Here is a 13,835-nt window from a genome sequence, read left to right as displayed (position 1 = left end):
ATTGAAAAAATCTTTTTTACCCGCCGCAGGAATGTCGATATAAGGGGCGCCAAAGGCATTCTTAGCCGGGAGTTAGCTGATGAGTAGCGACAAAGAGCCACTGGATGTAGATGACGATATCGCTGCGGAAACTGATGACGCCGAACCTGTGATCGAAGTCGCCAAGACCAATCTCAGCAAGCGCCGTACCATCGATAACCTGCTTGAGGAGCGCCGACTGCAAAAGCAATTGGCCGATTACGATTTTGATGACTGATATCTGAAAGCCTCCCGAAATGGAGGCTTTTCACTTTCTGCGGCTAGCTGAGTTCGACCGGCCCATGACGCTGTCAGCTATCAATATATTCAAACCAGACCATTACGCTGCGCCAACTCGATCAGATCAACCAGAGAGCGTGCATTGAGTTTCAACAAAAGGCGTGTCTTGTAGGTGCTGACGGTTTTGTTGCTCAGAAACATGCCATCGGCGATTTCCTTGTTGGTCTTGCCCCGCGCCAACTGCTGCAACACCATCATTTCCCGACCGGACAGACGATCGACCATGTCGGCTTCACTGGCATTACCCAAACTGGTGCGCACGGTGTGCAACGCCTGATTGGGAAAATAACTGTAGCCGGACAATACCGCTTTGATTGCACTGAGCAGTTCGGTCAGGTCCTGTTGTTTACAGACATAACCCGCCGCCCCCGACTGCATGCAGCGCATTGAAAAATGTCCAGGCGCTTGAGAGGTCAACACCAGCACTTTAATAGGCATGGCCGTTGAAGTCAGGCGCGCAATAACTTCCAACCCATCGAGTTTCGGTATTCCAATATCCAGAATGACAATATCCGGCATTTGTTCGCGCGCAAGTTGTAACGCATCCACACCATTATCAGTTTCTGCGATGACTTCGTAGCCATGACGTTCCATCAGCATACGTACCGCAAGACGAATGACAGGGTGATCATCCACGATCAGCACTTTATTCATGGGCAAGTCCAGTTTCGCTGTTCGAATTTTTAGAACACGCACAATAGCCCAGTCACTTGCTCTATGGCATATCAGGGTTTACACGCACTTGCATCGAGAGACATACCCTACAGTCATTGCGGATTAATCCTACAAAAAGCCTCTACCCGCACTAAACATCCGACGTTACTCCTTCCTCATCTCGCAAAAATATTTCACTTTTAACTTGTTACAGACTACGACTGACGACGCATGAATCGTGACTCGCCCATCAGACGATCCACGCAGAGCGCACCTGACACCTTTGAATCTGCGCCCCGCAGAAGACATTGATTATCGAAATGGAAATACACGGCAACAGCTCACGCACACATCCTATGACACCGAGCAAAATATAAACACTTGAAACAAGATATTTATACCCGACCTAATACTTTTGCTATAAACATAAACAGGCACAACCCAACTACCAAACAACTTAAATCAACATAAACTTATCAACCATGAGAAAGATCAGAAAAAAGAGCACAAACATGCTGAAAATAAAAAACAAAATCACTAACCCGATGACAGTCATTGCCATATTCGCAGCCATCTCGGAAACATCAGCCGCCATTTCCCTGCCTTTCCTCGACAACAAAGACAGAGAGATCTACGTATGGTTTCTAATCAGCTTTCCATTTTACTTGCTGTTTCTCTTCTTTATAACTTTAAACTTTAACTATCGCTCCCTCTACTCACCCTCGGATTTCGGCAAGGACAAAAACTTTCTTAAAGTAATCGACAACAACGATCGCGAAAACAAACGAAATACCCCGTCCCCAGAGCCAGCGACGCAGGGCACATTTGGACTATCAAGTTGTATCGTGCCCAGCGAATCAGGTACTGCCGAATGCAAAGACGCGTGCAAAGTCCACAACGCGCCTGACCCGCCCTCGGCTATCAACTCAAAATCGAACCTGATTATTCAGCACAACATTCAGTTGCCCGCGTGGGTAAGTGACCTGCACCTCATCGACGTTCGGGATGTCGATGCATCGAGAGAGTTAGCCACGATTCTGGAAAACATCCGGAACCTGGATCGGAAAACTCCCCGGGTGGTGGTGTTTCTTTCCAATCATGTATCGGACGTTTTACTGACGCAGCATTCATTGCTGAAGATCAGACACGTCAGGAAAGGCTCAGGCAAAACGCTTTGTATTGTTTATAACCTTTGCGCACAGGCGGTAACGCTGCTGGGACGGGCATGAAAGATGAGTCGTAGCCACAGGTGCCAGGACCAGGCTTCAATCAGACGCAGACAAAGAATCATGCAAAAAGGGCGACCTTGTCTCGATAGACAAGGCCGCCCTTTTCATTACGCGTCAGACAGGGACGCTTAGAACAACTTGCGGCCCTTGTTGGCAGCAATACGCATGCGCAGCGCGTTGAGCTTGATGAAGCCCGCCGCGTCAGCCTGGTTGTAAGCACCGCCGTCTTCTTCGAAGGTCGCGATGTTGGCGTCGAACAGCGAATCGTCGGACTTGCGGCCGGTGACGATCACGTTGCCCTTGTACAGTTTCAGGCGCACAACGCCGTTCACGTTGACCTGCGAAGCGTCGATCATCTGTTGCAGCATCAGACGCTCAGGGCTCCACCAGTAACCGGTGTAGATCAGGCTGGCGTATTTCGGCATCAGCTCGTCTTTGAGGTGAGCGACTTCGCGGTCCAGAGTGATCGATTCGATGGCGCGGTGAGCGCGCAGCATGATGGTGCCGCCCGGGGTTTCGTAGCAGCCACGGGACTTCATGCCGACGTAACGGTTTTCGACGATGTCGAGACGTCCGATACCGTGAGCACCACCGATCTTGTTCAGCGTCGCCAATACGGTGGCCGGGGTCATCTCGACGCCGTCCAGCGCAACGATATCGCCGTTACGGTAGGTCAGTTCCAGGTACTGCGGGGTGTCGGGAGCCTTCTCCGGGGAGACGGTCCAGCGCCACATGTCTTCTTCGTGCTCGGTCCAGGTGTCTTCCAGCACGCCGCCTTCATAGGAGATGTGCAGCAGGTTGGCGTCCATCGAGTACGGGGACTTCTTTTTACCGTGACGCTCGATCGGGATCGCATGCTTCTCGGCGTAGTCCATCAGTTTCTCGCGGGACAGCAGATCCCACTCACGCCAAGGAGCAATCACTTTCACGCCTGGCTTGAGCGCGTAGGCACCCAGTTCGAAACGCACCTGGTCGTTACCCTTACCGGTGGCGCCATGGGAAATGGCGTCAGCGCCGGTTTCGTTGGCGATTTCGATCAGACGTTTGGCGATCAGCGGGCGCGCGATGGAAGTACCCAGCAGGTACTCGCCTTCGTAAACGGTGTTGGCGCGGAACATCGGGAACACGAAATCACGCACGAATTCTTCGCGCAGGTCGTCGATGTAGATTTCTTTGACGCCCATGGCCTGAGCCTTGGCGCGGGCCGGCTCGACCTCTTCGCCTTGACCGAGATCAGCGGTGAAGGTCACCACTTCACAGTTATAAGTATCCTGCAGCCACTTGAGGATCACCGAAGTGTCCAGGCCGCCGGAATACGCCAGAACGACCTTGTTTACGTCCGCCATGCCATCACTCCACGGGGTTCTACGGAAAGCCGAGGAGTCTACCGCTCAAACGCGATAATTTACAGAGGCGCGACAGCTTAAGACGACAAAGCGACAGAATCTGTCGAGAGCGCGACGATGACCCGCGGGTCAGGAAGTCGCCGCGGTGCTGGCTGGCGTGCTCGCTTGTGGTGCCGGAGCCGTGGCTGGCGCCACGCGCGCCAGTTTGACATTGACCCGACGGTTCTTCGCCCGATTGGCCGCATTGGTGTTCGGCACGATCGGATATTGCTCGCCATGGAAACGCACGGTGATCTGCGATTCCTGAATACCGTTGGCCTTGAAGAAATCGACCACCGCCAGCGCCCTGCGGCGCGACAGTTCACGGTTGGTCAGGCGATTGCCGCTGTTGTCGGAATGGCCGTCGAGTTCGATGTGATTGACCGTCGGATCGGCCTTCATGTATTCGAGCATCACTTGCAGCTTGGCCTTGGCAGCGGCGTCCAGGTCAACGCCCTCGCCGGGAAAGCCGATCTGCGACTGCTTGATCTGATCGAAATTCTGCGGCAGCAGTTTCGCCACACACGTCTGGTAATCGTTGAACGCTTTGCTGAACTTGACCGGCAACAGGCGCACTTCCGAGACACGGCCATCGCCAGACGCGCGGCGCACCACCGGGCTGCGACCGTCCAGCAGACCACTGATCAGACCACCGGCCTGAGACTGCGAACTGTTGAACAAGACGTTACCGCTGCCGAGTCTTACAGACCCCAGGTTGATATCACCACGGCCCGGCTGCCAAGGCGCAGCCGCCGCCAGCAACGTCGCTGAACCGCCGCCGAGCATGGCGTTGTAGGCGTTCAGACGGAATATCGCCTGCTCGCCCGCCTTGCGCACGAACTCGCCCGAGCCGAAATCAGTGATCGGCTGGGTCAGACGACATTCGAACTTGTCGCCGGCGACCGTCCACTCAATGTTCTCCAGACGGGTCTGGTACGTGAGCGCCATCGCCGGAAGGCTGGCAAACACACTGAGCAAGGCTAAATAACGCTGGCGCACGGGAGGCTCCATTGGCTTCTGAAACACAAAGACCGATTCACACTATGTTTACGGCATACCTACGGGATATCGGAAGGTTCCCGTAAAACTTGATAGCGAGTGCCTGCAAGAGTCTTTTCCGGTAGCATTCGCCTCAGTTTGACCCGCCTGGAATCCCCTCATGTCCGACCGCCTGACCCTGCTGCGTCCCGACGACTGGCACATTCATCTTCGCGATGGTGCCGTGTTGACCAATACCGTTGCCGATGTAGCGCGCACTTTTGGCCGCGCCATCATCATGCCCAACCTGGTACCGCCGGTGCGCAACGCCGCTGAAGCCGACGGCTATCGCCAGCGGATTCTCGCTGCCCGCCCGGCCGGCAGTCGCTTCGAGCCGCTGATGGTGCTGTACCTCACCGACCGCACCCAGCCCGAAGAAATTCGTGAAGCCAAGGCCAGCGGTTTCGTGCACGCAGCCAAGCTGTACCCGGCCGGCGCGACCACCAACTCCGATTCCGGTGTGACCAGCATCGACAAGATCTTCCCGGCGCTGGAAGCCATGGCCGAAGTCGGCATGCCGCTGCTGATCCACGGTGAAGTCACCCGTGGCGACGTCGATGTGTTCGATCGCGAAAAGATCTTCATCGATGAGCACATGCGCCGTGTGGTCGAGCGTTTCCCGACGCTGAAAGTGGTGTTCGAACACATCACCACCGGCGACGCCGTGCAGTTCGTCAACGAGGCTTCGGCCAACGTTGGTGCAACGATCACCGCGCATCACCTGCTCTACAACCGCAACCACATGCTGGTGGGCGGGATTCGGCCGCACTTCTATTGCCTGCCGATCCTCAAACGCAATACGCACCAGGAAGCCCTGCTCGACGCGGCCACCAGTGGCAGCGCGAAGTTCTTCCTCGGCACCGACTCGGCGCCGCATGCCCAGCACGCCAAGGAAGCCGCTTGCGGCTGTGCCGGCTGCTACACCGCATACGCCGCCATCGAGTTGTATGCCGAAGCCTTCGAACAGCGTAACGCGCTGGACAAACTCGAAGCCTTCGCCAGCCTAAATGGCCCGCGCTTCTACGGCCTGCCGGCGAACACCGATCGCATCACCCTGGTTCGTGAAGAATGGACTGCCCCGACCAGCCTGCCGTTTGGCGAGCTGACCGTTATCCCGCTGCGCGCCGGTGAAAAACTGCGCTGGCGCCTGCTGGAGGAACACGCGTGAGTGAAGACCATTTCGACGACGAACTGGACGGTCAAAGTGGTGGTGGCGGTTCCCGTCACCCGATGGCAGCACGCTTTCGCGGCTACTTGCCGGTTGTCGTTGACGTAGAAACCGGTGGCTTCAACTCGGCCACCGACGCTCTGCTGGAGATTGCCGCGACCACCATCGCCATGGATGAAAAGGGTTTTGTTTACCCGGATCACACCTACTTCTTCCGTGTTGAGCCGTTCGAAGGCGCCAACATCGAGGCGGCGGCGCTGGAGTTCACCGGGATCAAGCTGGACCATCCACTGCGCATGGCCGTCAGCGAAGAAACCGCACTGACCGATATCTTCCGTGGCATACGCAAGGCGCTGAAAGCCAACGGCTGCAAACGCGCGATTCTGGTCGGCCACAACAGCAGCTTCGACCTCGGCTTCCTGAATGCTGCGGTTGCGCGCCTGGACATGAAACGCAACCCGTTCCACCCGTTCTCCAGTTTCGATACCGCGACGCTGGCCGGTTTGGCATACGGTCAAACCGTACTGGCGAAAGCCTGCCAGGCCGCCGACATCGATTTCGACGGCCGTGAGGCGCACTCGGCGCGTTACGACACCGAGAAAACCGCTGAGCTGTTCTGCGGCATCGTCAATCGCTGGAAGCAGATGGGCGGCTGGGAAGACTTCGACGACTGATGGATGGTCGTCGGGTAACTCCCGCGCATGAAAAAACCGGCCACGTGGGCCGGTTTTTTTGTACCTCGACGTTGCGCCTTACAGGGCAGCAGCGTTCTCGGTCAGGTAAGCCGCAACGCCTTCTGGCGAAGCGTTCATGCCTTTGTCGCCTTTTTTCCAGTTGGCAGGGCAGACTTCGCCGTGCTCTTCGTGGAATTGCAGAGCGTCGACCAGACGGATCAGCTCTTCCATGTTACGGCCCAGCGGCAGGTCGTTGATGATCTGCGAACGGACAACGCCTTTGTCGTCGATCAGGAACGCGCCACGGAAAGCCACGCCGCCTTCGGACTCAACGTCGTAAGCCTTGGCGATGTCGTGCTTCATGTCGGCAGCCATGGTGTATTTCACCTGGCCGATGCCGCCATTGTTCACTGGAGTGTTGCGCCAGGCGTTGTGAGTGAAGTGCGAGTCGATCGACACAGCGATCACTTCAACGTTGCGTGCCTTGAAGTCAGCCATACGGTTGTCCAGAGCGATCAGCTCGGACGGGCAGACGAAGGTGAAGTCCAGTGGGTAGAAGAACACCAGGCCGTATTTGCCTTTGATGGCCGAGGACAGGGTGAAGCTGTCAACGATCTCGCCATTGCCGAGTACGGCCGGGACGGTGAAGTCAGGGGCTTGTTTGCCTACGAGTACGCTCATTGATATCTCCTGGTGTAAAAACTTGAAGTTCAGGGTCCGCGCCAGCCTGCCACCCTCAGGCGACAGCCCTGTGACACGAACCCCCTTCGCAAGGGCCGACCATCATACACTGCGAATTTCGCCTGTCCTTAACGGTTTTTCAAAGCAGGCGAAGAACGGCGCTGCATTTACGGGGCCAGGCAAATCGCCAGCAAATACCGTTCGTCAGTCACGGCTGAGAATCAGCAGAAGCCTTCCGAAAGCACTTTGACAATCATTCTCGTTAACATTAAGATCCATCGCAATTGAGTCACAACCAGCGACGGTTCTCACTTATGTATGTTTGTCTCTGCACTGGCGTCACCGACGGACAGATCCGCGATGCGATCTATGAAGGTTGCTGCAGCTATAAAGAAGTCCGCCAGGCCACCGGCGTCGCCAGCCAATGCGGCAAATGTGCGTGCCTTGCCAAGGAAGTCGTTCGCGAAACCCTGACCAAGCTGCAAACCGCTCAGGCTGCGATCCCTTACCCTGTAGAATTTACCGCTGCTTGATTGCCCCCATTTCAAAGAACCGGACTTATGTCCGGTTTTTTTATGCCTTTAAATCAACTGCTTAGCGCTCAGACGCGGAACACAAACATTCTTATTCCGATTAATTTTCATATATTATTCAATAACTTAGGTTTGACACTTATAAGTACGAAGCTCAAACTCCGCCGTATATACAGTTAATACAGGGCAGGACTCCGATCATGAAAGGCGACATTACAGTCATCCAGCATCTCAACAAGATCCTTGCCAATGAGCTGGTCGCGATCAATCAGTACTTCCTGCATGCGCGCATGTACGAAGATTGGGGTCTGAACAAGCTCGGCAAGCACGAGTACAAAGAATCCATCGACGAGATGAAACACGCGGACAAGTTGATCAAGCGCATCCTGTTCCTCGAAGGTCTGCCGAACGTGCAGGACCTGGGCAAGCTGCACATCGGCGAGCACACCAAGGAAATGCTGGAGTGCGACCTGCGTATCGAGAAGACCGGCCACGCTGACCTGAAGACCGCCATCGCCCATTGCGAATCCGTTGGCGACTTTGGCAGCCGTGAATTGCTCGAAGACATCCTTGAGTCCGAAGAAGAACATATCGACTGGCTGGAGACCCAACTGGGCCTGATCGACAAAGTCGGCCTTGAGAACTATCTGCAATCGCAGATGGGCGAAGAGTGATCTGACACTCGCAAGACACTAAAAAGCCCCGCCCTCTTTCGAGGTGCGGGGCTTTTTTACAAAAGCGAATCAGGCTTCGGACTTGTTCGCAGCGGCCGCTTCAACAGCAGCCTTGATGGTGCTTTGCAGCGAACCGTCTGCAGCCATCTCAGTCATGATGTCGCTACCGCCGACCAGTTCACCGCCGACCCACAGTTGCGGGAAAGTCGGCCAGTTGGCGTACTTCGGCAGGTTGGCGCGGATTTCCGGGTTCTGCAGGATGTCCACGTACGCAAACTTTTCGCCACAAGCCATCACAGCCTGCGCAGCTTTCGCAGAGAAGCCACACTGTGGGGCATTCGGCGAGCCTTTCATGTAAAGCAGAATGGTGTTGTTGGCAATCTGCTCTTTAATCGTTTCGATGATATCCATGGAGCACCTCGGCTGAACTTTCCGACTCATGGGTCGGCACGGTGACGCATTGTAACGGAATCCCGAGCGCCATGCTCGGTCTCCCCGACGGTCACGTTCAGGCCGCCGCCACCGTCACCGGCACACCATTAAGAGCGGCGTTACCCGACAGTTCATCAAGCTGACATTCATCGGTCAGATCGTTTGCGCTCGACCCAGGCTGACTACTGGCTATCGCCATTTGCACGCCCGGACGCGCATGCCCCCAACCGTGCGGCAGGCTGACCACACCTTTCATCATGTCCAGACTGCCGATCACCTCGACCTCGATCTGCCCCACCCGCGAACTGACGCGCACCAACTGCCCATCGTTGAGGCCACGACTGGCGAGGTCATCCGGGTGCATCAATAGCTGATGGCGCGGCTTGCCCTTCACCAGACGGTGATAGTTGTGCATCCACGAGTTATTGCTGCGCACATGACGGCGGCCAATCATCAACAGCTCATCGGCGGCCGGCGCCTGCAATGCGGCAAAGCGTGCCAGGTCAGCAAGGATCTCTGGCGGAGCAGCCTGCAGGCGCTGATTCGGCGTTTTCAGGCGCGCAGCCAGGTTCGGCTTCAACGCGCCCAGGTCAATCCCGTGGGGATGATCGAACAACGTCGCCAACGAAAGCTTTTGCTCGGACGCGTCACCGTAGAGGCCCATGCGCAGGCCCATGTCGATCATCTTCGCTGGTGGCATGGTCGGTTTCAGTTCCTTGCCGGTCTTCTCGGCAAAGGCCTTGGCCAGGCCCACGAAGATCTCCCAGTCATGCAAAGCGCCCTCGGGTTTGGCGAGAATCGCGCGGTTGAAGCGGGTGACGTTGCGCACCGCGAACAGGTTGAACGTGGTGTCGTAGTGATCATTTTCCAGCGCCGAGGTCGACGGCAGGATCAGGTCGGCATAGCGTGTGGTTTCGTTGATGTACAGGTCGATGCTGACCATGAACTCCAGGCCATCCAGCGCCTGCTCCAGTTGCCGCCCGTTCGGCGTCGACAACACCGGGTTGCCAGCGACAGTGATCAACGCGCGAATCTGACCCTCGCCTTCGGTAAGCATCTCTTCGGCCAGCGCCGAGACCGGTAGCTCGCCGCCGTACTCGGGACGCCCGGAAACACGACTCTGCCACTTGTTGAAATGCCCGCCCGAGGTCGACGCCACCAGATCCACAGCGGGTTCAGTGCACAGTGCACCGCCGACGCGATCAAGATTACCGGTGACCAGATTGATCAATTGCACCAGCCAGTGGCACAAGGTGCCGAAGGCCTGCGTCGAAACACCCATGCGCCCGTAGCACACGGCACTCGGCGCGGCGGCGAAATCCCGGGCCAGTTGGCGGATCAGCTCGGCAGGAATCGCACACAACGGGCCCATGGCTTCAGCCGTGAAACCAGCGACGGCGGCGCGCACGTCGTCCAGCCCATCAACCGGCAAATGACTTTCGCGGGTCAGGCCTTCGCTAAACAGGGTGTTGAGTACGCCGAACAACAATGCCGCATCGCCACCGGGACGCACGAACAAATGCTGATCAGCCATGGCCGCTGTCTCGCTGCGCCGTGGATCAACCACCACCACTTTGCCGCCGCGCGCCTGAATCGCTTTCAAACGCTTCTCGACATCCGGCACGGTCATGATGCTGCCGTTGGACGCCAGCGGATTACCACCGAGAATCAGCATGAAGTCGGTGTGATCGATATCCGGAATCGGCAACAGCAGGCCATGGCCGTACATCAGGTAACTGCTCAGGTGATGCGGCAACTGATCGACCGAGGTTGCCGAGTAGCGATTGCGCGTCTTGAGCAAACCCAGGAAATAATTGCTATGGGTCATCAGCCCGTAGTTATGCACACTCGGGTTGCCTTGATAAACCGCAACGGCGTTCTGGCCATGACGCTCCTGAATCGCCGCCAGCTTCTCGGCCACCAGCGTAAAGGCCTCGTCCCACTCGATCGGCAGCCATTCACTGCCCACACGGCGCATCGGCTGGCGCAGGCGATCCGGATCGTTCTGGATGTCTTGCAGAGCCACAGCCTTGGGACAGATGTGTCCGCGACTAAACGTGTCGAGCGCATCACCCTTGATTGAAGTGATCGCAACGTTGCCATCGGTTTCGGTGGTTTCGATGGTCAGCCCGCAAATGGCTTCACACAGGTGGCAGGCACGGTGATGGAGAGTCTTGGTCATGGCCAGTCTCTGTCTTGTTCTGGGCAGGCAATCAGGCCCGCGGGAACAAAACTATGGCCCCGGCGTCGATCCTGCGCCAGCGACGTTTGTCTTGTGAATCGACGGTTATCAGGCGAGCCGATAAACCGCCATGATCAGCTCGACGGCAGCTGCGGCGGCGCGGCCAACTGAATTTCCTGGATGGTTTCGATCTGCTCGTGGGCGACATGTACGCCGGTGAGTTCGCCGATCAATCGCCAGTGCTCGTCGAGCCCGGCACTGATCGTCGCCATGCGATCGATCATGTGACGCCCGGCGCTCTTCACCACTTCGTCTTCGCTGCGCAGCAGTTCGAATGACATTGAAGTGACTGAGGCGGTGAGATGGGTCAGTGAGCGAGCCGTGTGGCCCAGCAGTTCCATTAACAGTTTTTCTTTCGATTCCATGCGGAGGCTTCCTGCGTCGCTCGAAACTTATTTATAACCCAGCACTTTGCTTTAGCAAATGTTTCAGCGTGAGCATCCGACCAAGTGATGGCATGGCGCCACGGTCGTAAACCGACCCAAGCGACGCGATCCCCGCCACGTCGCATTGCCAAGCCAGGCGAGGCCAGTGTACAAAGGGGCTCGCTGCTGTCCTGAACCCGGCTTCAAATGCGCAACTGCAACATCCAGTGCGCCCTCCGAAACCCGCAAAAACCGTAGCCTATTGGAAAAACGCGACATTTAGTGTCAATATCGCGCCTTCCCCTATTTCGTCGCCCCGTGCGGCTTACGCCGCAGGTCTCGCCCGTTGTTCCGTTAAACAAGGCTTTGAGCATCTGCGGTCTGTAGCAAAAAGGTAGTCAATGATGAGCGCAAGGCACTTTCTCTCCCTGATGGATTGCACGCCCGAAGAGCTGGTCAGCGTGATCCGTCGAGGCGTTGAGCTCAAGGACCTGCGTAACCGCGGCGTACTGTTCGAGCCTCTGAAAAACCGTGTATTGGGGATGATCTTCGAGAAATCCTCGACCCGCACCCGCATCTCGTTCGAGGCCGGCATGATCCAGCTCGGCGGCCAGGCGATCTTCCTGTCCCCGCGTGACACTCAACTGGGTCGTGGCGAGCCGATCGGCGACTGCGCCATCGTCATGTCGAGCATGCTCGATGCGGTGATGATCCGTACCTTTGCCCACAGCACCCTGACCGAATTCGCCGCCAACTCACGCGTACCGGTGATCAACGGCCTGTCTGATGACCTGCACCCGTGCCAGTTGCTGGCCGACATGCAGACCTTCCTTGAACACCGTGGCTCGATCCAGGGCAAAACCGTGGCCTGGATCGGCGACGGCAACAACATGTGCAACAGCTATATAGAAGCGGCGATCCAGTTCGACTTCAAGTTGCGCATTGCCTGCCCGGAAGGCTACGAGCCGAACCCTGAATTCGTGGCCCGGGCCGGCGATCGCGTGACCATCGTCCGCGACCCGCAAGACGCCGTGCGCGGCGCGCATCTGGTAAGCACCGACGTCTGGACTTCGATGGGTCAGGAAGAGGAAACTGCCAAACGCCTCAAGCTGTTCGCGCCGTTCCAGGTCAATCGCGCCCTGCTCGACCTCGCTGCCGAGGACGTGCTGTTCATGCACTGCCTGCCGGCGCACCGTGGCGAAGAAATCAGCCTCGACCTGCTTGATGACCCGCGCTCCGTCGCCTGGGATCAGGCAGAAAACCGTCTCCACGCACAGAAGGCCCTGCTCGAGTTCCTTGTTGAACCGGCATATCACCACGCATGAGCCATGAATTACTGCTGAACCTGCGCAACCTCGCTTGCGGCTATCAAGATCAACGTGTGGTGCAGAACCTCAATCTGCACCTTAACGCCGGTGACATCGGCTGCCTGCTCGGCTCGTCAGGCTGCGGCAAGACGACTACCCTGCGCGCCATTGCCGGATTTGAGCCGGTGCACGAAGGTGAAATCACTCTCGGTGGCGAAACCATTTCCAGCGCCGGTTTCACCCTCGCCCCGGAAAAACGCCGGATCGGCATGGTGTTTCAGGACTACGCACTGTTCCCGCACTTGAGCGTCGCCGACAACATCGCCTTCGGCATCCGCAAGCATCCGCAGAAGGATCGCGTGACCGAAGAGTTGCTCGAACTGGTCAACCTGAAGAACCTCGGCAAGCGCTTCCCGCACGAGCTGTCCGGCGGCCAGCAACAGCGCGTCGCCCTCGCCCGCGCCTTGGCGCCGGAGCCGCAGTTGCTGCTGCTTGATGAGCCGTTCTCCAACCTCGATGGCGAACTGCGCCGCAAGCTCAGCCATGAAGTGCGCGACATCCTCAAATTCCGTGGCACCAGCGCGATTCTGGTGACCCACGATCAGGAAGAGGCTTTTGCTGTCAGCGATCACGTTGGCGTGTTCAAGGAAGGCCGACTGGAACAATGGGACACGCCGTACAACCTGTATCACGAACCGGCAACGCCGTACGTGGCCAGCTTCATCGGTCAGGGTTACTTCATTCGTGGTCAGCTCGGCAGCCCGGAATCGGTGCAGACCGAACTGGGTGAACTGCGTGGCAATCGAGCCTATACGTGGCCGATTGGCGGCGCGGTGGATGTGTTGCTGCGCCCGGACGACATTGTTTATGCGCCGGACAGTGCGTTGAAAGCACAGATTGTCGGCAAGACGTTCCTTGGCGCTTCGACGCTGTATCGCCTGCAACTGCCGACGGGTGCGCAGCTGGAATCGATTTTCCCGAGCCATGCTGATCACCAAGTGGGGGCGGAGGTGGGGATTCGTGTTGCCGCTGAGCATCTGGTCTTGTTCCAGGCTTCCGGCAGCACCGCCGCACAAATCCCGGCGTTGGAAAACGGTGTTCGCCGCTACAGCGCCGCGCTTTAAAGATCAAAAGA

The 13,835-nt window shown here is 57.2% G+C and carries 15 protein-coding genes; 8 read left to right on the top strand and 7 right to left on the bottom strand.

Translation table 11 applies throughout. From position 1 onward, the window contains the following. The first annotated feature begins 79 nt into the window (after positions 1 to 79). On the top strand, positions 80 to 256 hold the full coding sequence (locus tag M9827_RS17460) for a PA3496 family putative envelope integrity protein (protein WP_250606351.1): 177 nt from the start codon (positions 80 to 82) through the stop codon (positions 254 to 256). 89 nt (positions 257 to 345) lie between these two features. Here M9827_RS17460 and M9827_RS17455 read toward each other — a convergent pair whose 3' ends face one another. Then, the gene (locus tag M9827_RS17455; RefSeq protein ID WP_007916656.1) at positions 346 to 972 is read right to left on the bottom strand and encodes a response regulator transcription factor; all 627 of its coding nucleotides are present in this window, start codon (positions 970 to 972) and stop codon (positions 346 to 348) included. 512 nt (positions 973 to 1,484) lie between these two features. Between M9827_RS17455 and M9827_RS17450 the strand changes: the two genes are divergently transcribed. Then, positions 1,485 to 2,201, top strand: a complete 717-nt coding sequence (locus tag M9827_RS17450) for a hypothetical protein (protein WP_250606350.1) — start codon at positions 1,485 to 1,487, stop codon at positions 2,199 to 2,201. Positions 2,202 to 2,329: 128 nt separating this feature from the next. Here the strand turns inward: M9827_RS17450 and M9827_RS17445 are convergent, their stop codons facing one another. Together M9827_RS17445 and M9827_RS17440 are read right to left on the bottom strand one after the other, a co-directional pair. Next, entirely contained in the window at positions 2,330 to 3,547 is a 1,218-nt protein-coding gene (locus tag M9827_RS17445) for an argininosuccinate synthase (protein ID WP_027612065.1), read from the bottom strand. A gap of 129 nt (positions 3,548 to 3,676) precedes the next feature. Next, positions 3,677 to 4,585: a flagellar protein MotY gene (locus M9827_RS17440; protein ID WP_250606349.1), complete on the bottom strand. Its 909-nt coding sequence runs from the start codon at positions 4,583 to 4,585 to the stop codon at positions 3,677 to 3,679. A 160-nt stretch (positions 4,586 to 4,745) separates the two neighbouring features. Between M9827_RS17440 and pyrC the strand changes: the two genes are divergently transcribed. Next, positions 4,746 to 5,792: a dihydroorotase gene (pyrC, locus tag M9827_RS17435; protein ID WP_095190451.1), complete on the top strand. Its 1,047-nt coding sequence runs from the start codon at positions 4,746 to 4,748 to the stop codon at positions 5,790 to 5,792. Next, a complete protein-coding gene (gene rnt / locus M9827_RS17430) occupies positions 5,789 to 6,466 on the top strand; it encodes a ribonuclease T (protein WP_007916667.1) in 678 nt (225 codons plus the stop codon). Before pyrC ends, rnt begins: the two co-directional genes overlap by 4 nt. 78 nt (positions 6,467 to 6,544) lie before the next feature. Here the strand turns inward: rnt and M9827_RS17425 are convergent, their stop codons facing one another. After that, positions 6,545 to 7,147 (bottom strand): peroxiredoxin, encoded by a 603-nt coding sequence (locus M9827_RS17425; RefSeq protein WP_003227723.1) that lies wholly within the window; start codon positions 7,145 to 7,147, stop codon positions 6,545 to 6,547. A 314-nt stretch (positions 7,148 to 7,461) separates the two neighbouring features. On the opposite strand from M9827_RS17425, the gene M9827_RS17420 reads away from it, so the two are divergent. Next, positions 7,462 to 7,680: a bacterioferritin-associated ferredoxin gene (locus tag M9827_RS17420; RefSeq protein WP_093430580.1), complete on the top strand. Its 219-nt coding sequence runs from the start codon at positions 7,462 to 7,464 to the stop codon at positions 7,678 to 7,680. Positions 7,681 to 7,880: 200 nt separating this feature from the next. Continuing rightward, entirely contained in the window at positions 7,881 to 8,354 is a 474-nt protein-coding gene (gene bfr / locus M9827_RS17415; RefSeq protein WP_250606347.1) for a bacterioferritin, read from the top strand. Between the two features lie 69 nt (positions 8,355 to 8,423). Here bfr and grxD read toward each other — a convergent pair whose 3' ends face one another. From grxD to plzR, 3 genes are all read right to left on the bottom strand, one after another. Further along, positions 8,424 to 8,765, bottom strand: coding sequence for a Grx4 family monothiol glutaredoxin (grxD, locus tag M9827_RS17410; protein WP_016773402.1), 342 nt, complete (start codon positions 8,763 to 8,765; stop codon positions 8,424 to 8,426). 97 nt (positions 8,766 to 8,862) lie between these two features. Then, positions 8,863 to 10,968 carry a molybdopterin oxidoreductase family protein gene (locus tag M9827_RS17405; protein WP_250606346.1) on the bottom strand — a complete coding sequence of 702 codons (2,106 nt, stop codon included), beginning with the start codon at positions 10,966 to 10,968 and terminating at the stop codon, positions 8,863 to 8,865. A gap of 134 nt (positions 10,969 to 11,102) precedes the next feature. Next, a complete protein-coding gene (plzR, locus tag M9827_RS17400; RefSeq protein ID WP_007916677.1) occupies positions 11,103 to 11,393 on the bottom strand; it encodes a PlzR type 4 pili assembly inhibitor in 291 nt (96 codons plus the stop codon). A gap of 404 nt (positions 11,394 to 11,797) precedes the next feature. On the opposite strand from plzR, the gene argF reads away from it, so the two are divergent. Continuing rightward, positions 11,798 to 12,718 (top strand): ornithine carbamoyltransferase, encoded by a 921-nt coding sequence (gene argF / locus M9827_RS17395; RefSeq protein WP_250606345.1) that lies wholly within the window; start codon positions 11,798 to 11,800, stop codon positions 12,716 to 12,718. Next, positions 12,715 to 13,824, top strand: a complete 1,110-nt coding sequence (locus tag M9827_RS17390; RefSeq protein WP_250606344.1) for an ABC transporter ATP-binding protein — start codon at positions 12,715 to 12,717, stop codon at positions 13,822 to 13,824. The genes argF and M9827_RS17390 overlap by 4 nt, the downstream gene beginning before the upstream one ends. Positions 13,825 to 13,835: the final 11 nt, after the last annotated feature.

Source organism: Pseudomonas sp. AKS31, from assembly GCF_023634765.1.
Taxonomy (GTDB): Bacteria; Pseudomonadota; Gammaproteobacteria; order Pseudomonadales; family Pseudomonadaceae; genus Aquipseudomonas.
Note: the sequence above shows the minus strand (reverse complement) of the source record. Positions and strands in the feature narration are given on the sequence as shown.